The 22,190-nt window shown below is 55.0% G+C and carries 23 protein-coding genes; 8 read left to right on the forward strand and 15 right to left on the reverse strand.

The annotated features are described in order from the left end of the window. Positions 1-50: 50 nt before the first annotated feature. Positions 51-458: a hypothetical protein gene (locus RUDLU_RS0121635; RefSeq protein WP_019990525.1), complete on the reverse strand. Its 408-nt coding sequence runs from the start codon at positions 456-458 to the stop codon at positions 51-53. A 177-nt stretch (positions 459-635) separates the two neighbouring features. On the opposite strand from RUDLU_RS0121635, the gene uvsE reads away from it, so the two are divergent. Continuing rightward, on the forward strand, positions 636-1,583 hold the full coding sequence (gene uvsE / locus RUDLU_RS0121640; RefSeq protein ID WP_019990526.1) for a UV DNA damage repair endonuclease UvsE: 948 nt from the start codon (positions 636-638) through the stop codon (positions 1,581-1,583). Positions 1,584-1,630: 47 nt separating this feature from the next. Here the strand turns inward: uvsE and RUDLU_RS0121645 are convergent, their stop codons facing one another. Beyond that, positions 1,631-2,335, reverse strand: coding sequence for a TetR/AcrR family transcriptional regulator (locus RUDLU_RS0121645; protein WP_027303287.1), 705 nt, complete (start codon positions 2,333-2,335; stop codon positions 1,631-1,633). 237 nt (positions 2,336-2,572) lie between these two features. On the opposite strand from RUDLU_RS0121645, the gene RUDLU_RS0121650 reads away from it, so the two are divergent. The 4 genes from RUDLU_RS0121650 (at position 2,573) to RUDLU_RS0121665 (ending at position 7,158) form a co-directional block, all read left to right on the forward strand. After that, on the forward strand, positions 2,573-3,523 hold the full coding sequence (locus RUDLU_RS0121650; protein WP_019990528.1) for an ABC transporter transmembrane domain-containing protein: 951 nt from the start codon (positions 2,573-2,575) through the stop codon (positions 3,521-3,523). After that, positions 3,516-4,868: an HlyD family secretion protein gene (locus RUDLU_RS0121655; RefSeq protein ID WP_019990529.1), complete on the forward strand. Its 1,353-nt coding sequence runs from the start codon at positions 3,516-3,518 to the stop codon at positions 4,866-4,868. Before RUDLU_RS0121650 ends, RUDLU_RS0121655 begins: the two co-directional genes overlap by 8 nt. Positions 4,869-4,879: 11 nt before the next feature. Then, the gene (locus RUDLU_RS0121660; protein WP_169578065.1) at positions 4,880-6,334 is read left to right on the forward strand and encodes a TolC family protein; all 1,455 of its coding nucleotides are present in this window, start codon (positions 4,880-4,882) and stop codon (positions 6,332-6,334) included. 95 nt (positions 6,335-6,429) lie between these two features. Continuing rightward, the gene (locus RUDLU_RS0121665; protein ID WP_019990531.1) at positions 6,430-7,158 is read left to right on the forward strand and encodes a hypothetical protein; all 729 of its coding nucleotides are present in this window, start codon (positions 6,430-6,432) and stop codon (positions 7,156-7,158) included. 10 nt (positions 7,159-7,168) lie between these two features. Here the strand turns inward: RUDLU_RS0121665 and RUDLU_RS0121670 are convergent, their stop codons facing one another. The 4 genes from RUDLU_RS0121670 to RUDLU_RS0121685 form a co-directional block, all read right to left on the reverse strand. Next, complete coding sequence (locus RUDLU_RS0121670) at positions 7,169-8,164, reverse strand: glycosyltransferase family 9 protein (protein WP_019990532.1); 996 nt, start codon at positions 8,162-8,164, stop codon at positions 7,169-7,171. Between the two features lie 18 nt (positions 8,165-8,182). Then, positions 8,183-9,247: a DUF4249 domain-containing protein gene (locus tag RUDLU_RS0121675; RefSeq protein WP_019990533.1), complete on the reverse strand. Its 1,065-nt coding sequence runs from the start codon at positions 9,245-9,247 to the stop codon at positions 8,183-8,185. A gap of 25 nt (positions 9,248-9,272) precedes the next feature. Beyond that, on the reverse strand, positions 9,273-11,696 hold the full coding sequence (locus RUDLU_RS0121680) for a TonB-dependent receptor (protein WP_019990534.1): 2,424 nt from the start codon (positions 11,694-11,696) through the stop codon (positions 9,273-9,275). Positions 11,697-11,804: 108 nt separating this feature from the next. Then, a complete protein-coding gene (locus RUDLU_RS0121685) occupies positions 11,805-12,695 on the reverse strand; it encodes a diacylglycerol/lipid kinase family protein (RefSeq protein ID WP_019990535.1) in 891 nt (296 codons plus the stop codon). A 15-nt stretch (positions 12,696-12,710) separates the two neighbouring features. Here RUDLU_RS0121685 and RUDLU_RS0121690 point away from each other — a divergent pair, with 15 nt between their 5' ends. Beyond that, positions 12,711-13,775, forward strand: a complete 1,065-nt coding sequence (locus RUDLU_RS0121690) for an App1 family protein phosphatidate phosphatase (RefSeq protein WP_027303288.1) — start codon at positions 12,711-12,713, stop codon at positions 13,773-13,775. 41 nt (positions 13,776-13,816) lie between these two features. Here the strand turns inward: RUDLU_RS0121690 and RUDLU_RS0121695 are convergent, their stop codons facing one another. Both RUDLU_RS0121695 and RUDLU_RS0121700 read right to left on the reverse strand, forming a co-directional pair. After that, positions 13,817-15,520, reverse strand: a complete 1,704-nt coding sequence (locus tag RUDLU_RS0121695) for a helix-hairpin-helix domain-containing protein (protein WP_019990537.1) — start codon at positions 15,518-15,520, stop codon at positions 13,817-13,819. A 63-nt stretch (positions 15,521-15,583) separates the two neighbouring features. Next, positions 15,584-15,820 carry a DUF2905 domain-containing protein gene (locus RUDLU_RS0121700; RefSeq protein ID WP_019990538.1) on the reverse strand — a complete coding sequence of 79 codons (237 nt, stop codon included), beginning with the start codon at positions 15,818-15,820 and terminating at the stop codon, positions 15,584-15,586. Positions 15,821-15,988: 168 nt separating this feature from the next. On the opposite strand from RUDLU_RS0121700, the gene RUDLU_RS0121705 reads away from it, so the two are divergent. Continuing rightward, positions 15,989-16,288 carry a 2TM domain-containing protein gene (locus RUDLU_RS0121705; RefSeq protein ID WP_019990539.1) on the forward strand — a complete coding sequence of 100 codons (300 nt, stop codon included), beginning with the start codon at positions 15,989-15,991 and terminating at the stop codon, positions 16,286-16,288. Positions 16,289-16,448: 160 nt separating this feature from the next. On the opposite strand, the gene RUDLU_RS0121710 is transcribed toward RUDLU_RS0121705, so the two are convergent. The 4 genes from RUDLU_RS0121710 to RUDLU_RS0121725 all read right to left on the reverse strand — a co-directional run bounded on the left by RUDLU_RS0121710 (position 16,449) and on the right by RUDLU_RS0121725 (position 18,979). Further along, positions 16,449-17,237 carry a class I SAM-dependent methyltransferase gene (locus RUDLU_RS0121710; RefSeq protein WP_019990540.1) on the reverse strand — a complete coding sequence of 263 codons (789 nt, stop codon included), beginning with the start codon at positions 17,235-17,237 and terminating at the stop codon, positions 16,449-16,451. A gap of 116 nt (positions 17,238-17,353) precedes the next feature. Then, complete coding sequence (locus RUDLU_RS0121715) at positions 17,354-18,148, reverse strand: thymidylate synthase (protein ID WP_027303289.1); 795 nt, start codon at positions 18,146-18,148, stop codon at positions 17,354-17,356. 119 nt (positions 18,149-18,267) lie between these two features. After that, positions 18,268-18,438 carry a hypothetical protein gene (locus tag RUDLU_RS30075; RefSeq protein ID WP_019990542.1) on the reverse strand — a complete coding sequence of 57 codons (171 nt, stop codon included), beginning with the start codon at positions 18,436-18,438 and terminating at the stop codon, positions 18,268-18,270. A gap of 82 nt (positions 18,439-18,520) precedes the next feature. Beyond that, entirely contained in the window at positions 18,521-18,979 is a 459-nt protein-coding gene (locus tag RUDLU_RS0121725; RefSeq protein WP_027303290.1) for an OsmC family protein, read from the reverse strand. 56 nt (positions 18,980-19,035) lie between these two features. Between RUDLU_RS0121725 and RUDLU_RS0121730 the strand changes: the two genes are divergently transcribed. After that, complete coding sequence (locus RUDLU_RS0121730) at positions 19,036-19,380, forward strand: hypothetical protein (RefSeq protein ID WP_019990544.1); 345 nt, start codon at positions 19,036-19,038, stop codon at positions 19,378-19,380. A 2-nt stretch (positions 19,381-19,382) separates the two neighbouring features. Here the strand turns inward: RUDLU_RS0121730 and RUDLU_RS0121735 are convergent, their stop codons facing one another. From RUDLU_RS0121735 to RUDLU_RS0121745, 3 genes are all read right to left on the reverse strand, one after another. Continuing rightward, positions 19,383-19,979, reverse strand: a complete 597-nt coding sequence (locus tag RUDLU_RS0121735; RefSeq protein ID WP_019990545.1) for a precorrin-2 dehydrogenase/sirohydrochlorin ferrochelatase family protein — start codon at positions 19,977-19,979, stop codon at positions 19,383-19,385. Positions 19,980-20,162: 183 nt separating this feature from the next. Beyond that, on the reverse strand, positions 20,163-21,080 hold the full coding sequence (locus RUDLU_RS0121740) for a porin family protein (protein WP_019990546.1): 918 nt from the start codon (positions 21,078-21,080) through the stop codon (positions 20,163-20,165). A gap of 145 nt (positions 21,081-21,225) precedes the next feature. After that, entirely contained in the window at positions 21,226-22,128 is a 903-nt protein-coding gene (locus RUDLU_RS0121745; protein WP_245581700.1) for a PorT family protein, read from the reverse strand. Between the last annotated feature and the right edge of the window lie 62 nt (positions 22,129-22,190).

Below are 22,190 nucleotides of genomic sequence, written 5' to 3' on the forward strand. Positions count from 1 at the left end.
CAACGCCAACGCCCAATCGCCAAAAAAGGCCGGTTGAATTGGGCCCCTTTTTATCGCCGTACCGTAACGGGGCGAGTCAGATTTCTCAGTTCTGAGAGGGCAAGCTGTACGCTCGATTCGTTATTACGGTACAGGCCGGCAGCCAGCGCTACAGACAATGCGCCTATATTCAACGCCTTGGCTTGCTCGTCGGTGGTGTGCAGGGCATGGGCAGCCTGATCAACGAGTTGGATTGAGGTAGTCAGTGCGGGTTCGAGCGATTCGTTCAGGAGGAGGTAAGCCCGCTCGTCGATTTCCTGCGCCCGGGTAAGCAGGCTGTTCTGGTAGGCGTTCAGATCATAATGCTGAACGGTACTCAGTTCGGTCCAGTGGCTTGCCTGGTACATAGTCAGGTTGCGCGCCATTTCGCGCCATACCTGAGCCATTTGGTTCAATTGTGTACGGGTCAGTTCGCCCATGGGTTGTCTTAGGTAAAATTCGCGGGCTGTCAGAGAGCAGGCAGGCGAATGGTAAAGACCGGAAAAAGAAGTAAGGCAAGTTAACAAAGCGGCCCGCAGGAGTCAATTACGGGCAAAAACTTTCGAACGAACGGTCAACTCTTCAAACCACCGGTATTTGTTCGTTGTTTTCCGAATATGATAACTGCCCCACTTAACGTTGGCTATGCCTGTATCAACCTGAGTTTGCAGGCCGAGAAGATCACCACAACCCGGGGGATGATCAAGAAAACATTCACTGAAAAAGGCATTCAGTACGCATCCCAGCTGGCTCTGCAAAATGTTCAGGATTTGCTGAAAGTGGTCGACTGGAATCTGACGCACGGTTTCCGACTATTTCGCGTCACCTCCGACCTGTTTCCGTGGGCTTCAGAGTACCGGATCGGTCAGTTACCCGACTATGTCGAGATTCGGGCCGTGCTCGAAGAAATCGGTAGCCGCCCCATCCGCCTGACGGTTCACCCCGGCCCGTTCAATCATCTGGCGGGTCAGGGTAAGGTACTTGCCAACACCATCACCGATCTGGAATACCATTCGGAACTGTTTGATCTGATGGGCCTGACGCCCTCTCACTGGAACAAAATCAATATTCACGCGGGTGGTACCTACGGCGATAAAGCCGCCACGCTGGGCCGGTTTGCCGATAATTTCCGGAAGCTGTCCCAAAACCTGCGGGCCCGGCTGACGGTGGAAAACGACGACCGGACGTCGCTCTATTCGGTACGGGATTTGCTCGGTCTGCATGAGGATATCGGCATCCCGATTGTGTTTGATTATTTCCATCACTCGCTGCACCCCGATGGGCAAACCGAAGAGGAAGCGTTTCTGATGGCCTACAATACCTGGGATGTGCGGCCTGTGTTTCATTACTCCGACTCGCGGCAGGAGCGCGAAGACCCCAAAGCCCGGCGCGAAGCCCATGCCGATTGGCTGTATGCCCCGGCGAACACGTACGGGAAAGAGGTTGATATTGTGTTTGAGTCGAAAATGAAAGAACTGGCCATTATGCGGTTGCGGGGCGACGATTTCGAGATGACCCCAAAACTAACCAAGCTGCTGAGTCAGCTGGGGGCTTCGGCCGACTGAGTAGGTACAAAAAAACGGGGAGTAAATGCTCCCCGGTTCGGATTAGTTCAGGCTTGTTCAAGAACGGGTTTTTCCAAAGATGCGAACAGCAGGTGGCGCAGAAAATCCAGTAGCTGATCGTCGTTTTGGGCGGCCTTGAAATCGGTGAGCGAGGGCAGGTGCTGCATGAAAAAGGTCTGGTAGTGAGCCATCTCAACGAGTGTGCTGGCCAACGAACGGGCAAACGGGTAGTCGGGTTGCTGTTCGAGGATAATATCGGCAATACGTCCGCACAAATCCTTGTAGGGCTTGAATAGCTGCTGCCGATTGTCTTCGGTAACGTGGTGCGTGAGGTAAGCCTTGCTGGCCTCCCGAATCACAATGCTGTGCAGCATTTTCAGGTCGATTCCGTCGGCGCCATTGCTCTCGGGGGCATGGCTCAGATCTTTCAGAAGCAATAACCGCAACACTCGCTCTAGTTTTTCGTGCGGGTCTTTGAGGTTGTTAGTCTGAAAAATAAGCTGATACTCGGCCCAGCGCCAGTACCACGCAACCAGATACACGAGCAACCGGTGTTTGTTTTCAAAATAGCGATAAATGCTGGCTTCTTTGGTGCCAATCCGATCGGCCAGCTTGCGGAAGGTGGCATCTTCAAAACCAAGTTCGCCAAATAGCGCAATGCCTTGCCGCACAATTTTGCGGCCGAGTTCAGAACTCTCCGGGTCGCGCAAAAACAAATGCTCGTTCATGCGCACGTGTACTGTATATTCCATGAATCCTCCAAATAAGCCGCTCAGCCGTAATTCGTGTAAGTAATGAACAAAAAAGGGGAAATAAAAGTTTTAATGATACGTTTGATAGTAATACTATCGAGCGCGTTGTTGAGCTTCTACCCTCGATTCAATTGCAATTAGGGTATCAATCTTTCTAATGAAACAATAACTATGGCATATTCCAGTAACCGGAGAGACGCAGCCTTTGAGAGTCCACCCTCGCCTTTCCAGCGGTTAATGCGCTTACTCGGTAATGAGAAGCGTGATATTTGGTTTGTTTATCTGTACGCAATTATTGCGGGTCTGATCAGTTTGTCGCTCCCGTTGGGCATTCAGGCCGTTTTTAACTTTGTATCCAGCGGCACCGTTTTCAATTCAATTTATCTGCTCATCGGGCTTGTCATAGTTGGGGTAGTGCTGGTTGGTTTGTTGCAGATCGGTCAAATGACGTTGGTAGAGGTGTTACAACAACGGATTTTTGCCAAGGCAGCCTTTGAGTTTACGTACCGGCTCCCGCGTATTCAACCCGAAGCGTTGAGCCCCTATTACCCGCCCGAGTTGATGAACCGGTTTTTCGACATCATCACGGTACAGAAGTCGCTGCCCAAACTGCTCATCGACATCACAGCTGCGGCTATTCAGGTGGTGTTGGGGCTTATTCTGCTGTCGTTTTACCACCCTGTATTTATTGTTTTTGGGGCACTTACAGCTTCCATGATCGCCTTTGTGGTGTGGATCTATGGTAATCGGGGCATCGAGACCAGCCTCAACGAGTCGAAATATAAGTATAAGGTAGCGGCCTGGCTCGAAGAACTGGCCCGTGACCTGACCGCCTACCGGCGCGAAGCCGACTCGCTCGAAGCCATCGACAAAATGGATGATCTGGTATCTAACTACCTGAAGTACCGTAATGAACACTACAGTGTGCTGAAGCGTTTTTTCTACAACGCCGTAGCATTCAAAACCATTATCACAGGTGGCCTGCTCGTTTTGGGTACTGCCCTGGTGGTTGAGCGCCAGATGACCCTCGGTCAGTTTGTGGCCGCCGAACTGGTGATCGTCTTGATTACAGGCTCGGTAGAAAAGCTGATTATGAGCATCGAAACGTATTTTGACTTACTCACCGGTTTGGAAAAATTGGGTAGTGTAACCGACCTGCCCCTTGAAACGGATACCACACATGCTTAACCTATCGAAACAACGTGTTGATGAACAGCTCTGGAAGCATTATCCGCTCCGGACGCTTCGGACGTTGCCCGAATTGAATACGTCCCGCCGACTCGGACGCGTCATGATTGGCATCCTGATCGGCGTTGTGATTCTTTTGTTTTTACCCTGGCAGCAAAATATCACGGGCGACGGTAGCCTGACCGCCCTCACCCCACAAGACCGCCCACAAACCGTTCAAAACGCCATTGCGGGCCGGATCGAACGCTGGGCCGTAGCCGAAGGCGACAAAGTTCGAAAAGGCGATACGCTGCTCGTTATCTCCGAAATCAAAGACGAGTACTTTGATCCAAACCTACCGCTACGTCTGTCGGAACAGCTCGACGCCAAGCGCGGGAGTATGGATGCGACTGATGCCAAAATTCAGGCCCTCGATGGGCAGATGGCTGCCCTGAAAGCGGGGCTTGAGGTCAAACTGGCGTCGGCCCGTAACAAAGTAAAGCAGTCTCGTTTCAAGGTAATCAGCGATAGCACGGACCTGGTGGCGGTGCAAAAGTTTTACCAGACCGCCCGTGTGCGGCTCGACCGCTACGAGGAGGCTCACCGCAACGGGCTTATCTCGCTGACTGATCTGGAAACCCGGCGGCTCAAGTTTGCCGAAGATCAGGCCAAAGTAGTAGCGCAGGAAAACAAGCTCAATGTGTCGCGGCAGGAACTGGCCAACGCCCGGCTCGACCTGACCGAAATTCAGGCTGATTATTCGGAAAAAATGGCCAAATCGCTCTCCGACCGGAGTTCGGCGGTGTCGTACCGGGCCGATGCCATGGGCGAGGTTTCGAAACTGCAAAACAAAATCAGTAGTGTGGATGTTCGGCGGGGACTTTACATCATCCGGGCTCCGCAGGATGGCTACGTGGTGAAGGCGCTCAAGGCGGGTATTGGCGAGACCATCAAGGAAGGCGAATCCATTGCGACCCTGCAACCCGATAAGCCGTCGCTGGCGGTAGAGTTGTACGTACGCGCGATGGACGTGCCCCTCATCACGCCGGGCCGCAAAGTTCGGCTTCAGTTTGATGGCTGGCCGGCCGTGCAGTTTTCGGGCTGGCCTACCGTAGCGGTGGGTACGTTTGGTGGGCAGGTAGCCGTGGTGGATGCCGTGAGCAGTACCAATGGTAAGTACCGTTTGCTCGTGCGCCCCGACAATAGTGATCAGGCCTGGCCTCCGCAACTCCGGCAAGGATCGGGTGTGTATGGTTGGGTGATGCTCGACGATGTGCCTATCTGGTACGAAATCTGGCGGCAGCTCAACGGCTTCCCGCCGAGTCTGAAAGCTGAACCTGAGCCTACGGAGGGGGCCAAGAAATGACGGGCCGGTTTATGTACCGGTTTCAAAAACCGGTCTGGATGTACGGTTTCGGTTGGCTGGCGCTTAGTTTTCTGCTAACGCTGCCGCTGCAAGCCCAGGATACCACACGCGCCCGGGTGTTTGCCTTTAGCGATCTGGCCGATTTTATCATGGCCAACCATCCGTTGGTGCGGCAGGCTAACCTCTTGCCTGAGTCGGCCCGGCAGGAACTGTTGCAGGCCCGGGGCTTTTTCGACCCGAAACTCAGTTCGGGGTTTGGTCGCAAAGAGTTTGGAGAGCCCGGTAAACCAGGTTCACTGTATTATAATAATTGGGCCAATGAGCTGAAAGTGCCCGTGTGGCTGGGCGGAGCCGATTTTAAACTCACTTACGATCGGTTCACGGGAGCGCGTGTGAACCCGGAGCTCCGAACCCCCGACTCGGGGTTGCTGGGTGTGGGGGTGAGCATCCCCATTGGTCAGGGCCTGCTGATTGACTCCCGGCGGGCTACGCTCCGGCAGGCGCAACTGTTGCCCTCACTCGCTGAAGCCGACCGCGTGAAGGAGATTAACAAAATCTGGCTCAATGCCGCCAAAGAGTACTGGAACTGGTATTTGGCGCAGCGGCAGGTCGATTTACTGCGCGAGGGTTTTCAGCTGGCCGATCTGCGGGCTCGGGCCGTCAAGCAGCGTGTGGTTATTGGCGATGCAGCCGCCATCGACTCGGTCGAAGCAACCATAACCGTGCAGGATCGGCAGGTGCAACTGGAGCAGTCGCTGGTGAATTTGCAGAATGCCCGCCTGATCTTGTCGACCTACCTCTGGAACGAGGCTGGTCAGCCGGTGGAGCTGCCCGACTTGGCTGTGCCGCAGGTGGCACAGGATGGTCTGGTCGATGAGTCGCTGTTTCAGTTGCTGGGGCAGCGGGCCGCTGAGTCGCACCCCGAACTGGTTTCGCTTGATCTGAAAATCCGGCAGCAGCGCATCGAAGAGCAATTCCGCCGGTCGTTGCTGCAACCGCAGTTCAGCGTATCGGGGCAGTTGTTGAGTCAGGCCAACATGACTACGCCCGAAATGCGCGACGTGTATGGGTTTGGACTGAACAACTACAAAGTAGGGGTCGACTTTGCCCTGCCGCTGTTTCTGCGGAAGGAGCGGGGTAAACTGCGGCAGGTGCAGATCAAAACGCAGCAGCTGCAGTGGGACCGCACCCAAACCGGCCGCGATGTGCAAAACGGGGTCAACACAGCGTACAACGAGATCAAGGCTTTGAACCGGCAATTGGCTCTGCAACAACAGGCCGTGCAAAATCAGCTCCGGCTGTTGCAGGCCGAGCAGCAGCGGTTTGATCTGGGCGAGAGCTCGCTGTTTCTGGTTAACACCCGGGAAACTAAGCTCATCGACATGCAGATCAAGCTTGAAGAACTGAAAAGTAAGTACCAGAAAGCGGTGGCTCAGCTGTACTACGCAGCTGGTGTTCGTAGCTAATCGATACGCTCAACGGATTTGGAACGGAGTTTGGGTCAACTGAAACCTCGTTCCGAATCAACCCCCATGAAATTCACGCTTCATCAAACTGCCGTATGAACTTTATTCTATGGGGGGCTTTGCTGTGCCTGGTGGTATCGGCTCCCGCACCGAATCCAGATGTAAATCCGCTGTTCGAACGGCGCGATCATGGGACTTACATAGAGGAAATTACCTTCCTGAATAAACGACGAGAAGTAGCCGTGGTGCGCACGTTTACGCCGTCGGGTGTGCGCATTGCCGAAGAGCATTACGTCAATTATGATCAGGGTATCAAACACGGCATTACCCGGTCGTGGTATCCGAATGGCCAAACCTACTGGTCGTGCGATTACAAAAACGGCGAAATGCACGGTCCCCTGCTGGTATTCTACCCCGACGGCTCGACCAAGCGCCGGGCGTACTATAAATGGGGAATGCCGCGCGAAAGCAAATGTTTTGATCAGAATGGGCAACCGCTCCTGTGCGACGACTTTATTAAACCCGCTGGTATGGCCATGACCGAAGCCGATTTTCTGGCAACGCTCAAGGCCGAACTCCGAAAGGGAGGCTTTGAGTCGACCAATCTGGACCGGTACGTGTCGGTGTTAGGTATTATCGAAGCCGACGGCCTACTCACAAACCTGAGTATCAGCGCACCAGACGACGACCTAAGCGAGGTGCTCAAAACGGCCGTAAAGCAGATTCCGCGCTGGAAACCCGCCACTGTAGATGGCAACCCCGTGCCGGGACATTACTATGTCTCGTTGCTGGTACGCAACCGGGAGGTGTATCTGAGCAAATAGACAACGCCGATCAGACGTTTTTGCGCCGGAGTTCCTTTACTTCAAATTCAAACGAAAGGTCATTCATGCACTTAAAATGCCCCAGCGGGCATTTGGCGTAGCCAATTTTGGAGCACGGCCGACACGAGAGGTCGTTGTTTTCGAGGATGGCGTAAGGGGTTTTGTAGGGAAACATGCCAAACAAGGGCGTGGTATTGCCCCAGATGGAATACACCTTTTTTTTCAGGGCCGACGCAATGTGCATCAGACCGGTATCGTGGCTGAACACTACCCGCGCCTGTTGCAGCAGCGAGGCCGACTGGTTGAGGTTGTATTTGCCGCAGGCGTTGTAAATCAGTTTGGAGCCCAGCGCCTGTTCGATTTCGGCCCCGGCGGCCGCGTCTTCTTTGCCCCCCAGCAACACTATTGGATAATCAATTTTGCGGCATAGCTCAATCATGCGGGGTACTGGCAACTTTTTGGTGTTGTGCTGCCCCCCAATAGCGTAGGCTACATAGTGCGGGCGATGCGTAGCCGGGAGCCAGTCGGGCTCTACCTGATCGCGGTAGGGGATAACGTAATCGAGGCCCTGCTCGTCGTTGATCACCCCGAAGGTGTGCAGGGTAGCCATGTACCGATCCACAATGTGCACGGGTGGCATGGTGTTTACCTTCCAGCGGGTCAGGAGCCACTTTCGGGTGTTGAGCTTATCGAAGCTGAACGACCGGATGGCCGGGCGGGCCAACGTGAGCCGCAACTTGATAATCGACGTGCGCAGGTTGTGGTGCAGGTCGATGATGTAGTCGAACTGCTCGGCGTTGAGTTGCCCAATGAGCGTATTCAGCGACCCGTCGAGAACGTGGGTCCGATCAATGTACGGGTTATGCTCAAGTAGTCCTGCAAACGACTTTTTGGTGCAGAAATGCACCTCGGCGTTAGGCACTTGCTGTTTGAGGCAGCGCACAACGGGAGTGGTCAACACAATGTCGCCGATCGACGAAAATCGGAGTATCAGAAACTTGGGCATATTGGCGCAAAGATACGGCTAATACTTCCAGAATCGCGGGGTAATCTGCGTTCGGAAAGGGCTTTCTACGCAACGGGAGCAGGGCGTAAGCGGTCCCGGTGGCACAATGGGTATAATGCGGGTATCGGGGGTGTCGGGGGCCTTGCTGCGGTCAACAAACGTCGCTTTGAGCGAAACGCTCGACGCTCCAAAAAAGCCGAATGCCAGCTCACCAGTGCGGTTGGTGCAGGTTATGTTGCCCTTGAGAGGCACGGGCGTCGCGTCGAAAATACCGCCGTTATTCTGTGTCAGCTGCGATACCGTGTTCCAGTATTGGTACGCTTCGGGAGTGAGCGACTCCTGCTCCACTTCTACGTAATACCGACTGGTACTGTTGTACGGAATCCGCACGATGGGTTGCCGGGCTATTTTGTTGCCGTTTATGCGTGTGTCGGCACCGGTATTGTTGCAACCGTAGCACTGTTCGATATCCCAGCAGGTTTCGCAGCAGTAAAAGCCATAAATCACGGTGCTGGGCCCCTGCTGTACCTCATTGGTTCGGCAATAGTTAATCAGCTCGTAATGCTTCCAGCGCCAGCGGTAATAGTCACCGGGGGTAGCTGGGTCTTTGGTGTCGATGTACAGATCAAACCCTTTATTGACGGTTTGTGTACTCACGCCCGGTTTGCGCGTGTACTCGTAGTAGAGCGTGTCGATGGGCGGCACGGCTCGCATCAGCTGGGGGGTCGATTGGTACTGTCGGCCGTCGGTGGTTTGGATGAAAAGCGTGTATGTCCGGCCAACCTGCCCTTTCCAGTTCGCGTCGACGGGCTGGTAGTTGCCGCCTGTACTCTCACGGTAGCTGATGCGCTGCCCCCGGTCGTCGATTACGTAGACGGTGGCTTTGGTTACCAAAAAATTAAGACCCGTCACGGTGTAATCGGTGGTAAGGGTCAGGTTGATGCCGTTGCGACCGGGTTGATCGGTCACGTTGCCATCCACCACCAGCTTCCCGTCGAGCGACTGGGTGTCGGGGTTGTAGGGGGTCACGCACGAAAATGCCAGCCACAGCAGCACAAACGATAGATAATGGAGAACCTTCATGGGGGTATAGGGGCTGAGTGGCGGGTTAAAATTTGAAATTGTACGTGAGCGACGGAATCGGCGACGCAAAAATCGATAGCTTGTAGGCGTCGCTCATCGAGCTGGACCGGAGCTTATAAAACACCGAATACGCGTTTTTACGGCCGTACAGGTTGTACACCGAGAACACCCAGCTGTACCAGAACCGGCCCGGTTTATCGGGGTCTTTCTCCCAGGTCAGCGACAGGTCGAGCCGGTGATAATCGGGTATCCGTTGCTGGTTTCGATCGAGGTAGATCGGGATAGCAATGCCGTTGATCCGCGCTTTAGCATAGGGGGCTGTAACCGGCCGACCGGTGCTGTAGGTGAAGTTAAACGAGGCATTAAACTTGCGTGAGGGCCGGTAAATGGCGACCAGATTAAGCGAGTGGGGCTTGTCGAAATTGGCCGGGAACCAGTTGCCGTTGTTTATCTGCTCGCCTGCGTAAGGCCCATTGATAAGCAGCAAGCTGCGCGAATAGGCATAGCTGGCCCAGCCGGTCAGGAAACCGTTGTTTTTACGCAGCATCAGCTCGGCTCCATAAGCTTTGCCCTCGCCCTGCAATAACTCGGTTTCGGGCGTGGGGTTGAGCAGTAGCCGGGCACCGTCGCGGTAGTCGATGGCGTCCCGAATTCGCCGGTAGTACACCTCGCCCGACAGTTCGTAGGTGTTGGCCTGGAGGTTCAGGAAATAACCGGCCGAGAGCTGATCGGCAATCTGGGGCCGAATGTTGGCGTCGCTCAGTTTCCAGCGCGAGGTGGGCAGAGCCGCCTGGGTGTTGGTAATCAGATGCAGAAACTGCTGCATTCGGGTGTACGACACCTTGACCGATTGCTCGGGTTTAGGCGACCACCGCAGGGCCAGGCGGGGCTCCAGGCCGCCGTAGGTTTCGGCCACAGCCCCCCGCCCGAAAACGGTTTGCCCAATTACGTTGTCGGGCAGGCGCGGCCCCTCAGGGTTATACGTTTGTACGGTACCCGGCCCCAGATTGAAAAATCGGGTGTACCGTAGCCCGCCCAGAATCGAGAACTTTTCGGTGGGCCGAAATTCATCTTCCACAAATACGGCTGCTTCGAGGGCCTGCTCGGTGGGCAGCGTCAGCGGTAACTGACTCGACACGGGCCCCGGCGTAAGCGTGTTGGGCGACAACCCGTAGTGCGTGGCAATAAGCCCCCCCGACAGCCGGTGCTGCCCCTGCTGGTAGTCGGCTTCGACCTTGCCGATGCCCGTCAGGAGCGTCGATTGGAGCCGGAACGCACTTGCCGAATCGGGTACCGACAGGGCGGCCGCGTACCGGGCCACTACGCCCGTGGTGGTCACGCTGAAGGCATCAGAGAAGGCATGGTTCCACTTCAATGAGGCATTGGTGATCTGGTAGTCGAAGTCGGTGCGCGACGAGCGAACACCGATAGAAATAAGCGAGTCAGACGGAAACCGAATCCGGTCATTGCTGGCGTAGCCCGAGAGCCAGATCGTGTTTTTTTCGTTCGGTAAAAACTTGACTTTGGTAGTCAGGTCGTAGAAGTTGGCGCGGGTGTCGCGGATGTTGGCTGGCCCAAGCTGAAACAGAAAGTTGTTGGCCGAGAGTCGACCATCGGCCAGAAACGAAAGTTTACGCGAACCAATTGGACCCTCTACCCCCAGCCGGCTCGATACCAGCCCCAAGCCACCACTGACGGTGAGCCGCTCGGTTTCGGGTTCTTTGGTACGCACATCCAGTACCGACGAAATACGGCCGCCATACCGGGCAGGCAGGGAGCCTTTCTGCAAGGTTACGTCGCGCACGGCATCGGGGTTAAACACCGAGAAAAAGCCCATCAGGTGCGAGGAGTTGTACACCGGTGCATCGTCGAGCAGCACCAGGTTCTGGTCTACGCTACCCCCGCGCACGTTGATGCCCGTAGCCCCTTCGCCCACGGTGGTCACGCCCGGCAGCAGCAGCAGGCTTCGCACCACATCGACCTCGCCCATGAGGGCAGGCATTCGTTTGATGTTGCGAATGGCCAGCTGATTGACCCCCATCTCAACTTTTTTAACGTTGCGGTCGGCCGATTCGGTTTTGACGGTTACTTCGTTCAGTAGCTTGGTGTCAACGTCAAGATTCACGTCGTTGGCCAGTTGGCTGGGGGGAATCCTGATTGTTTGCGTCTTCCGCAGGTAACCAACCGACGAAAACGTGACCGTGTAAGTGCCCGCTGGCAACGAGACGAGGTAATACCCATCACGGTCGGTCGAAACCCCCTTCCGGATTTCCTGCACAAATACGTTGACGCCTGTAATCGGAGTATTTGTAGCCGTTTCGCGCACGTAACCGGCAATGGCCAGAGTGGTCTGCTGTCCGTAGGCCCCGGTCAGGCTGGTCAGTAGGAGCCATAAAAAAGCCGGTTGCCAGACAAAACGTTGGCAAAAAATAGGTAAACGATGCGGCATAGGTTGGGGTAGGTTTAAGAAAACGCAAACATAAACAAATCCCGGTGGTGCATCACCGGGATTTGTTCTAAGAAATACAAAAGCCGTATTTGTTTACTCATTTGGCACTCAGGAGCCTGACTCGCCCAGGGGTTGGGCAAGCATAACCCGCAAGGCCCCTGGCCTGATGCGGGCATCGACCTGCGTAATGCGGCCCCGGTACTCGCCATCGACCTGAAAATAGGCTTTCCGGCGGGTGCTGATCTGCACCGATTGGGCTTCGATAATTTCGGTTTTCTGGGGATCGAAAGGCCGGAACCGCCAGAACATTTTTATGAACTCAATCCACGAAAACTGCCGCAACAGCACCACCTCAAACTGCCCGTCGGCCATGTCGCCATCGGGGTTGAGCACGGCACCGGTGCCGTACATACGTGCGTTAGCCAGCGCAATCATCTCAGCCGAACGGCTTATTTCTTTCTCCGGCGTGCAGATCGTAACATGCAGTACCCGCTTGCGCAGCAGCACCCGAACCACGCCCCGGGCGTAGCCAAGCATACCGCGCCAGTTGTTTTGCTGGTAGTATTTGATAAGCTGAGCGTTGAGGCCAATGTCGCTCAGGTGCAGGCACAGTTCGCCGTTTACCTCGATCACATCAATGGGCTGTTCGAGGCTCCCCGTAGCCACCGCAAGGGCTTCGGTCAGTTGGGTAGGGAGGCCCAGTTCGCGGGCAAGGCCATTGGCCGAACCAGTCGGTAAGATTCCGAGTGGGAGGTTGTGCCGGAGGGCTACTTCGGCCACGAGTTTAATGGTACCGTCGCCACCCATGGCTACCAATCGGTCGGGTTTGGTATGGGTAACCCGTTCCTGTATGCGTTTCCCATCGGCCGTGCCGGTGAGCATCAGCATCGCAAGCTCGATTTCGTGCTCTTGGCAAAAACCCCGAATTTGGGCGATAGCCTCGGTTTTGTCGGTTCCACCCGACGCAGGATTGACGGCAACTAACAGTTTGAGGGGCATGGTGGTTGAGCAAGTATGGAACAGACAGCAAAACAAAACTCAACGGATAAACCGATACGAGCCCGATCTGGCCATTGGAAAGATACTTTTTTATCGTGGATGCGGCTCACGCGTGGCCCTATTGTGCGGGTGTACCGGGGCTTTGGTAGCCAAACGCACCAGATTGTGCAGGGCCATGTGTTTACCCGGGGCCCTATGCCGCGCCGTTCGTACAGCCCCAACGTCTGGACCAATACGCTCGCGTTGCTCCGGCTGTTTATGGTAAAACCCATGCCCGACGTGACGGTCCGGCTGGCGGGTACCGATCAGGTCACAACGACCGACGCTGATGGTTTTTTTCGGTTCGATTATCCCGTTGAGAAAGCGCCCCAATACGGCTGGAACGCCGTAGCGGTTGAATTACTGGCCGACCAGACACCCCACGCGGCTGTTTTGGCTGCTGGACACGGCCGCGTGCTCATTCCGCACCCAACCCAGTACGGCTTTATTTCAGATATTGACGATACGTTTCTGATTTCGCATTCGGCCACAATCTGGAAACGGCTACAGGTTTTACTGACCGAAAATGCCCAAAGCCGCGACCCGTTTGAGGGGGTGGTCAATCACTACCAGTTTTTGGCTAAGGTTTGTTCAGCAGAGGGACGCCCCAACCCGTTTTTCTACGTATCGAGTAGCGAGTGGAACCTGTATGATTATATCCTGACGTTCGCGGAGGAGCACCAACTACCCGAGGGGGTGTATCTGTTGGGGCAGCTCAAGCGGCTATCGCAACTCTGGAAAACCGGGCAGGGCAGGCATTTTACCAAGCTTGACCGGATAGCCCGGATTCTGACGGCTTTCCCCCACCAGCAGTTTGTGTTGCTCGGCGACGATACTCAGGCCGACCCAACCATTTACCGCGACGTGGTGAAGCATTACCCCGGCCAGATTCGGGCGGTGTATTTGCGGCAGGTGCATACCCCGCACCACGGTCGTACACAGGCCATTGTCGACGAAATACAGGCGGCTGGGGTACCCTGTTGTTATTTCAAACATAGTTCCGACGCCCTCAGCCATTCAAAAAACGAACTAACGAAGTAGGTGGCCGGAAACCATGCCCAACCACCTACGACGCCAGTTTTCTAAAACCCTTTTGCCTGCCGACGTTTGGCGAGATAGTCGACCATTTCAGTCAGCGTCAGGGCGTTGAACGTCATCGTTTTCAGGAGCCCGCCTTTGCGCCCAACGGCTACGCCGTAGTGCATATCGAGAAGACCCGCCGTGCTGTGGGCGTCGGGGTTGATACTGAGCATCACGCCCTGTTGCTGCGCGTAGTCGATCCAGCGCCAGTCGATGTCGAGCCGGTAGGGGCTGGCGTTGATTTCGATCACCACCTGATGCTCGGCACAGGCGTCGATAATGGCTTTGTGGTCGATGGGGTAGCCTTCGCGGGCCAGCAGCAGCCGGCCGGTCGGATGCCCCAGAATGGTTGTGTACGGGTTCTCGATCGCTTTCAGCAAGCGGGCCGTGGCCTTTTCTTTGGTCATGGTGAGCGTTTGGTGCACGGAGGCCACCACGTAATCGAACGAGGCCAGTACGTCGGGCGTATAGTCGAGCGAACCGTCGCCCAGAATATCCGACTCAATACCTTTCAGAATCCGAAACGCCCCCCCGTAGCCCGCGTTGAGTGCGTCGATCTCGCGGTGCTGCTCGGCCACCCGCTCGGGGCGAAGACCCTGCGCGTACGAGGCCGTTTGCGAATGGTCGGCAATGCCGAAGTAGCTCAACCCCAGCGACTGAGCGTAGCCCGCCATCTCGGCCAGCGTGTGCTTGCCGTCCGACCAGGTACTGTGGTTGTGCAGGGTGCCGCGCAGGTCTTCCCAGGTGACCAGCTCGTCGGGGTGGTGCTGCGAGGCCCAGCGGTAGGCAAATTGGTCTTCGCGCATTTCGGTCACGACAAATGGCAGACCGGCCCGTTCGTAGATAGCTTCGTCGGTAGGAGAGGGGGCCGTGAGGGCGGCCTGTAGGAGCGTCATGCCGGTGGGGCCTATTTGCTCCAAATGAGCCTCGGCGGCTGTTTCGATAAAAAGCCGACGCGGTAGCTGCCCTTCCGGCACCAGCTTGATTTCGACGCCCACGTCGGACCCGCTCAGTTGACCCCGCCACACAAACGGCGACGATTGGCTGTCGTTGCGGGTGAGCATGGGCAACTGGTCGATCTGGTTCATGGCCCCGATTACGTCGGCAGTCTCGACCAAAAGCTGAATGGTGTCTACTTCCTGCGCCTGCCGCCGTACCTGCCCGCTTATTTCGACCGATGGAAACGCGGGCTTCAATTCATCGTACAGCACACGAGCGAGCATCTGGGCCTTGTCCATTCTGACCTTGCCGGCCTGACTCTGCAAGAACTCCAGCGATGCCAGAATTTTCTCCTGCGTAGCCGCCCCGAAGCCCTTAATTTTGGCTACCTGTCCGTTTTCGGCGGCCATTTGCAGGTCGCGAATGTTGTCGATACCCAGTTCGGTCCAGAGTACCCGGATTTTTTTTGCCCCCAGGCCTTTGATCCGAAACATCGCCAGAACGCCCTCAGGCGTGCGGTTCAGCAGTTCGTTGAGGTCGGTGAGTTGCCCTGTTTCGACGATCTCGCGAATACGCGTCGCAACGGACTTGCCGATGCCCTGAATCTGCGTCAGCTCGGCAATGGGCAGTTGGGTAATATCGTCCTGAAGTTTGTCGATGTTAAAAGCCGCCGACGAGAACGTGCGAATCCGAAACGGATCTTCGTTGTGGAGTTCCATCAGGCGGGCGGTCTGTTCGAACAGATCGACTATATCGGCATTTGTCATGGGAAAGCGTAAGAAATATCGAGTTGCAAGTTAGGCCATTCGGGGGAATGGAGAGGCCGGTTGTCAGAACAATCGCCGGAGGAGCGTAATGAGCAGATTGAGCAGAATACTGGCCACAATGCAGGTGACGATCGGGAAGTAAAACCCTCCGCCGTTTTTGCCTTCGATCCGGATGTCGCCGGGTAACCGCCCCGGAACAAGCCAACTGGGCCACCGGTCGCCCACAAAGTACACCACCGCACCTATAACCAGCAGGGCAGCTCCGATCAGGATGAGGTATTTACCAAGCCAGGTGTTCATGGAAGTGTTACGTGGTTATGATTTTGGGGTATGGTTTCTATTGCGGGAATCTACCCCGAAAAAAAGGGGGTTTATCCTGTACAGAGGGCGGTTTGTCGGAAACTACAAGGCTGCGGGCGAGGGGAGATATACCTTTGGCTCATCAATCAACGCAATGCAAACCCCGTCATGGAAACGCCCTCTAACACCCCTGCCAACCGTAACCCGTACTTGTGGGAACAAGCAAAAAAACGAGTTGAGTTCAAACAACACCTCCGTACCTACGTATTAATCAACGCGGCTATTTGGACGATCTATCTGGCCCTGACATTTTTTGTCGACCGCCGGATTGGGCGCTTTCCCTGGCCGCTGTTCATGACGTTGAGCTGGGGTATCGGTCTGGTGTCCCATTACCTGTCGGTTTACTGGCAGGGCAACGGCCCCGACCCGATCGAGCGCGAGTACCAACGGCTTCAGCAAAGTAGGTAGACTCCGGCGTTCCGGACCACCCCCCAGCCCCCTCCTGAAACACAGGAGGGAGAGGTGTAACAGTCATGCTACGTTTCATTTCAATCCCGTTAGTTAGTCAAGATTGACGTTTTCATCACCCCCTCCTGAATTCAGGAGGGGGCCGGGGGGGGGTGTAGCCTTACGCCCTGGGCGTAATCAGGTAGTACACGCAGGTCGTGACAAAGTCGCGCAGGTACGGGATTTTGCTGATAATTGGGTACTGCTCGCGGGGTTTTAGCTTGAATTTGAACTCGTAAATCGGATTGATGAGGTAGTGCTTTTTGTTCGTAATCCGGTAGCCTGTCCGACGGGTAATCCGCTCGAAACGCTCAATCGAAATGCCCGTTTCCTTAATTTCGATCAGACCTTTCGGGCGTTCGCCAAATGCCTTCAAGATGCCCACGTAGAGGGGCATGGGTAGCAGGTGAAAGTAGGGTAACTTCGACAGAAATTTGCTGTGCAGAATCTGTTGGTGCCCCCCAAACGGCATTTGCCAGGGCGGGAACCCGAAATAAATGGAGCCGCCCGGTTTCAGGAACGTCTTGAGCAACGCGAGGCATTTCTCCTGATCGTAAATATGCTCGATCACGTCTTTCAGCACAATCAGGTCGAAGGGGCCGCCCAATTCGCTCAGCACGTCGGTGTCGTAAATATTCTTGACAAAAAATTGCGCTCGTCCGGCGGCAATATCGTCGGCCATCATGGCGCGGGCCACATTTACCTTCGGCTCTTCCAGTTCGACGCCCACACCGTAGCACCCCCGGTCGACAAACGCCTTGAGTACACCGCCCTCACCCGAACCCACTTCGAGTACCCGGCAACCGGGCTTGAGGGGGGTAGCGGCTTCGATAAACGGAATCACGTACCGGGTGGTGTTCAGGGTCTGATGCTGGAAGTATAGCGCCCGGTCTTTATGGAATTCAAACATGAGAAGTAGGGAGTAGTGGGCAGTAGCAGTAAGCAGTGGGCAGTGGCTGACGCGCCTTTCTGGCTTTCGTGTGTAAGCAACTGCTTACTGCCACTGCCTACTGCCCACTGCTTATTTTAAATAGCTACCGGTGCCTTGATGGCAGGGTGCGGATTGTAGTTTTCGAGGGTAAAATCGGCGTACGTAAAATCAAAAATCGACGGCACATCCGGGTTCAGGCGCATGGTGGGCAATGGTCGAAAATCGCGGGCAAGCTGTGTTTCTACCTGCTCTAAGTGATTCAGGTACAGGTGCGTGTCGCCCCCGGTCCAGATAAACTCATGGGCTTCATAGCCGCATTCCTGCGCTACCATCATGGTGAGCAGCGCGTATGAGGCAATGTTGAACGGCACACCCAGAAACACGTCGGCACTGCGCTGATACAACTGGCACGAAAGCTTGCCATCGGCCACATAAAACTGAAAAAGGGCATGGCAGGGGGGGAGGGCCATGTTGGGCACATCGGGGGGATTCCAGGCCGAAACCATCATCCGGCGCGAATCGGGCGAGCGTTTTAATTGATTCAGTACGTCCTGCAATTGATCAATCACCCGACCGTCTGTAGCCGCCCAACTCCGCCACTGTTTGCCGTAAACAGGGCCGAGGTCGCCGTTTTCATCAGCCCATTCGTCCCAGATACTGACGCCGTTGTCTTTCAGGTACTTAATGTTTGTGTCGCCCTTGATAAACCACAGCAATTCGTGAATAATCGACTTGGTATGGACTTTTTTGGTGGTCAGCAGGGGGAAGCCCTCGCGTAGGTCGAACCGCATCTGATACCCAAAAACGCTGATGGTACCAGTGCCAGTCCGGTCAGTTTTGCGTGTGCCGTTGGCGAGAATATGCCGCAGCAGATCGTGATATTGTTGCATGAGGTAGAGCCGAAAGGGAGCAAGTCGCCAAAATTCGCACGAATCTACTACAAAAAAACGCAACGCGCCGGGCAGATTTGACTCTACCCGGCGCGTTGGGTTCATTCAATACGGTGGCATCAAGCCTGTGCTTTTTTCTTCATGCAGCAGCTCGACGAGCCCATTTTTTCGCAATGTTCGCTTTTTGCTTTGGCTCTTGCTTTCGCTTTTTTGCCTTTGAAGGCCGGTCCGGCCATCGCTACGGTCGATAGGGTAGTGAGCAGGGCGAGGCCCATCCATACTTTTTTCATGGCAGTTGTGTTTACTTGGTTTCTTAGCAATAACCTATTTATTCGGAAATTATTGCAAACACAATGCTAACGGCTCAGCAAGTTATGCCAGCTCGATGGAATAGGTGATCTCGGCCGTGGGCCGCAGCTGCGCGGTGGCCGAGCAGTACTTGTCCATCGACAAGTCAACGGCACGCTTCACGCGGTCGGGGTCGAGGTTACCTTTGAGCTTGTACGTAATATGAATTTTCTGAAACGGTGCAGGCGTAGCTCCTTTTTCGCGCAGCCCCTCCACCGAAAGCCGGAAATCGTCGATTACCTGCCGCTGCTTACTCAGAATCAGTATCACATCGATCGCGCTACACGATGCCAGCCCCATCAGCAACATCTCCATCGGGCGGGCGCCGAGGTTGTGACCACCAATGTCGGTGGCTGCGTCGATATGCAGGGCTACGCCCGACGTGCCGGTGGCTTCGAAATGGAATGCATCGTCGACGCGTACTAACTCAACCGTCATGGCGTTGTAAGCAGGTGTCGTCTCAACGGGTTGGGAATCAACCATAGGGCTAAATTGGTTTTGTAGGTATATGTGATTAACTTCACTTAAAATTAGCTGCCATGTCCGAGAAATTTTCAGAAGACCTCTTTGACATCAAAAACGACCGCCGACTGAGCGTGTATCTGTACCGCGCCGGGTTTGGTTGTTGGCTGTTGTATATTGTATCCGGGGCCCGGTTTCTGCACGAGCTGACCATGTACCGAACAGATTTCGGTATCTTCTCGTTCTTTCTAATGGTGATGGGCCTCTCAACCTCCATGGTGTACGACTATCACCACAACCCTGCCGAGTTTGATACCAAAAAGAAATGGCTCATTATCAGCTACATGGTTTTGGCAGGGCTTGTGTACATCTTTATTGTTCGCAACCAACCCATTGATCTGCTGCGCACGTTTCACTTCTGAGTCTACTCGGGTGCGCTTGTGTCGCCTTTGCCGCTCCGCATCACACTTGTAATCTCGTTCAGTTTCTCCATTTTCTGCACAAAATCGCCTTTGAGCCGATTGCGTATAGCCGTCAGGTTATCGAGGGTTTCCTGCAAACTGTCGGGCAGAATATCTTCCAGTACCTCCCGAAACCGCTTGGCAAATGTGGGCGACTTGCCGTTGGTCGAAATGGCAATTTTCAGGTCGCCTTTGCGCACGACCGAACTGAGGTAAAAGTCGCACAGGTCGGGCGTATCGGCTACGTTGACCAGAATTTTCCGGGCCTTGCAGTCTTGCTGCACCTGCCGGTTTACGCCCTTGTCGTTGGTGCCGACAATAACCAGATCTCGGTCGGCCAGGTGTTCGGGCCTATAGGCTTCTGCAATCAGAGTGATGTTGGGGTGCTGCCCGGCCAATGCCCGAATCTCGTCGCGAATCTCGGGGGCAACGAGCGTAATGGGGGCATCGGCATCGGCGTTGAGCAGGGCCGTGAGTTTTTCGAGCCCTACGTAACCCCCGCCCACAACGAGCGTTTGCAACTGGCTAATTTTGACGAAAACAGGGAAGAGGGTATTCATGGCGCAAAGGTCGGCAGTTTGCGGCCAATGGCAAAGAGTGAATGAGGGTGCATCGGCGTGTCGGCCTCAAAGAACTCTTAATCAAGTGACTATGAAATGTATAATGTACAATGGGTATTGATTTAAATCACTGACTACCAGAGATTTATCGTTAGTTCTGCGCTGTACATTATACATTTCAACTTAAAATTTAAGCCCCACGTTGAGCCCCACAATTCGGCGTTTGGTGTTGCTGACTTCTTTTAGCACATCCTCAAAACCGTGCTGGTATACCAGATCCAGAAAGAGTGGCCCTGCATCGAAGCCCAGATTGGCCAGCCCCATAATGGTCGACCGGCGGAAATCGCCCCGCTCAAAGTTGAAATCATTGTTGCGGACACCCGTTGGCGCGGCATACTGAGCGCCCACCTGAAGCCGAACGGCCGATACCCCCCGGGGCGACTGCGCCAGTTTGATCCCAACATACACCGGTACGTGAATGTACCGCTGATCAATATTGCCGGTAATGTCTTCCAGGTTCGCGCCGTCGCCTTTCTGGTAAAAATCATTGCTCGACGTCAGGTACTCAAAGCCGATCTGCCCAAATACACGGCCTCCACCCCGGATAAAACCCCCGAGTTGCCAGCCCAATCGGCCCGTCAGCGCATCGCCGTTCACATCTTCGCCCTCAAAGCGGGTTGAGTTGCCACCTGCATACACCCCAAACGTGAAGTTTTTGTAGTTCAGTCGATCATCACGTTGGTCGTCGCGTTCGTTTTTGTCGGGCTCATCACCATTTCGACGCAACAGCCGCTCGGTATCCCGTTGCCCATCGCGGTATCCCTCGCGGTAGGCGTCGAGCATTTCCCGGCCATTGCCCGATGGGCGCATCTCCCGTTCATCGCGCATGGGTCCCAAACGTTCATTGCGGTAGGGGCTTACGTCCCGGTAAGGCCGGTCGTTGCGGAAATCGCGCCGGTACTCTCGATCATCGCGTTCGGGCCGGTTGCTGCGGTCGTCGGACCGAAACCGGTCGTAGTCGTTTGTGTTTCGTTGGCCGTATGCCAAACTGCCTCCCAGCACACCCAGTGTGCAGAGCGCTACCTGTACCGTATGTTTCATCACGTTGAGTTGTGGGTAACAATTGTTGCCCTATTGGATAACAAGGCAAAAGGGGCTATGTTCGGAAATACTGCCTAAACCCAGACAACGAGGCACAAAAAAACCACCCCGTTGGGGGTGGCTGGCAAATGTTGTTTGGTCAGGCTTAGAAACGGAAGCCTACATTGAAGGCCCACATCCGGCGTTTGGTATCCGCGTTGTCGAATACGTTTTGCAAGCCGTGGTTGTACACCGCATCGAGGGTTACAGGCCCAAGGTTGATACCAGCACCCAGCAGACCGTTCAGAATCGTACGATTCAGGTCGTCGCGGTTCAGATTGAAGTTGTTGTTACCGATTGACACCAGCGACGACAGTTCCAAACCAGCTTGCAGACGCAGACCAGCCAAAGCACCGATGCGGGCACCTACGTAAGCCGGAATAGCCAGGAAGTGCTGATCGATTTGTCCACGCACATCAGCGCCCGTTGTTGCTGTGCCTGAAGTTGGGTTACCAATGGCTGAACCACTTCGAACTAAGTTTGAGGTTGAGTTCCGATACTCCAGACCAATCTGACCGAAGATCGTACCACCCGAGCGGCCGTAAATACCGGCCTGCCAGCCTGTGCGGTAAGCATCGTCCGGGATAGGCTCATTCACAAACCGCGAGAAGTTCAAACCCGCATACACCCCAAACTTACCATCTTTACCCCAGGCCCGGTCGCCGTTGGTATCCCGAGTCCGGGTAGGCGTAGTACCGTAGTCGGAAGTTGTTGTCGTTGTGGTAGTCGTAGCGTTGTACGTAGGAGCGCTGTTCATCGCACCTGTTCCGGTTGTGTTGCCGGTGCTGCCTGAGCTGTAGGTGCCATTGCTGGTGGTGCCGGTTCCCATCGACTCAGTACCGCTCATGGTGCCGGTCGTGTTGGCGTTGTACGTTGGCGACGACGACATGTTTGTATTGGTGGTTGTCGTCGTTGATGACATCGAGCCTGACGTAGTCGACTCGGAGTTTGTTTGTGCGTAGACTGCACCCGTAGCCAGCAGGCAAAGTGCGAAAACTGATTTTTTCATGACTTTCATAACGTTTAGTGAATTGTACTAAAAAGGGGTGTGATCAAGCAGACCACACCCCC

Origin of the sequence: Rudanella lutea DSM 19387 (assembly GCF_000383955.1) — a bacterium.
Taxonomy (GTDB): domain Bacteria; phylum Bacteroidota; class Bacteroidia; order Cytophagales; family Spirosomataceae; genus Rudanella; species Rudanella lutea.

Bases quoted from the DNA above. Each gene is read 5' to 3' on its own strand.
- RUDLU_RS0121685 (WP_019990535.1), bottom strand. From the start codon at position 12,695: ATGCCCCTCAAACTGTTAGTTGCCGTCAATCCTGCGTCGGGTGGAACC.
- RUDLU_RS0121725 (WP_027303290.1), bottom strand. From the start codon at position 18,979: ATGGTTGATTCCCAACCCGTTGAGACGACACCTGCTTACAACGCCATG.
- RUDLU_RS0121635 (WP_019990525.1), bottom strand. From the start codon at position 458: ATGGGCGAACTGACCCGTACACAATTGAACCAAATGGCTCAGGTATGG.
- RUDLU_RS0121670 (WP_019990532.1), bottom strand. From the start codon at position 8,164: ATGCCCAAGTTTCTGATACTCCGATTTTCGTCGATCGGCGACATTGTG.
- RUDLU_RS0121680 (WP_019990534.1), bottom strand. From the start codon at position 11,696: ATGCCGCATCGTTTACCTATTTTTTGCCAACGTTTTGTCTGGCAACCG.
- uvsE (WP_019990526.1), top strand. From the start codon at position 636: ATGATAACTGCCCCACTTAACGTTGGCTATGCCTGTATCAACCTGAGT.
- RUDLU_RS0121705 (WP_019990539.1), top strand. From the start codon at position 15,989: ATGGAAACGCCCTCTAACACCCCTGCCAACCGTAACCCGTACTTGTGG.
- RUDLU_RS0121730 (WP_019990544.1), top strand. From the start codon at position 19,036: ATGTCCGAGAAATTTTCAGAAGACCTCTTTGACATCAAAAACGACCGC.
- RUDLU_RS0121710 (WP_019990540.1), bottom strand. From the start codon at position 17,237: ATGTTTGAATTCCATAAAGACCGGGCGCTATACTTCCAGCATCAGACC.
- RUDLU_RS0121740 (WP_019990546.1), bottom strand. From the start codon at position 21,080: ATGAAACATACGGTACAGGTAGCGCTCTGCACACTGGGTGTGCTGGGA.
- RUDLU_RS30075 (WP_019990542.1), bottom strand. From the start codon at position 18,438: ATGAAAAAAGTATGGATGGGCCTCGCCCTGCTCACTACCCTATCGACC.
- RUDLU_RS0121655 (WP_019990529.1), top strand. From the start codon at position 3,516: ATGCTTAACCTATCGAAACAACGTGTTGATGAACAGCTCTGGAAGCAT.
- RUDLU_RS0121665 (WP_019990531.1), top strand. From the start codon at position 6,430: ATGAACTTTATTCTATGGGGGGCTTTGCTGTGCCTGGTGGTATCGGCT.
- RUDLU_RS0121645 (WP_027303287.1), bottom strand. From the start codon at position 2,335: ATGGAATATACAGTACACGTGCGCATGAACGAGCATTTGTTTTTGCGC.
- RUDLU_RS0121700 (WP_019990538.1), bottom strand. From the start codon at position 15,820: ATGAACACCTGGCTTGGTAAATACCTCATCCTGATCGGAGCTGCCCTG.
- RUDLU_RS0121690 (WP_027303288.1), top strand. From the start codon at position 12,711: ATGGAACAGACAGCAAAACAAAACTCAACGGATAAACCGATACGAGCC.
- RUDLU_RS0121660 (WP_169578065.1), top strand. From the start codon at position 4,880: ATGTACCGGTTTCAAAAACCGGTCTGGATGTACGGTTTCGGTTGGCTG.
- RUDLU_RS0121745 (WP_245581700.1), bottom strand. From the start codon at position 22,128: ATGAAAAAATCAGTTTTCGCACTTTGCCTGCTGGCTACGGGTGCAGTC.
- RUDLU_RS0121650 (WP_019990528.1), top strand. From the start codon at position 2,573: ATGCGCTTACTCGGTAATGAGAAGCGTGATATTTGGTTTGTTTATCTG.
- RUDLU_RS0121675 (WP_019990533.1), bottom strand. From the start codon at position 9,247: ATGAAGGTTCTCCATTATCTATCGTTTGTGCTGCTGTGGCTGGCATTT.
- RUDLU_RS0121695 (WP_019990537.1), bottom strand. From the start codon at position 15,520: ATGACAAATGCCGATATAGTCGATCTGTTCGAACAGACCGCCCGCCTG.
- RUDLU_RS0121735 (WP_019990545.1), bottom strand. From the start codon at position 19,979: ATGAATACCCTCTTCCCTGTTTTCGTCAAAATTAGCCAGTTGCAAACG.
- RUDLU_RS0121715 (WP_027303289.1), bottom strand. From the start codon at position 18,148: ATGCAACAATATCACGATCTGCTGCGGCATATTCTCGCCAACGGCACA.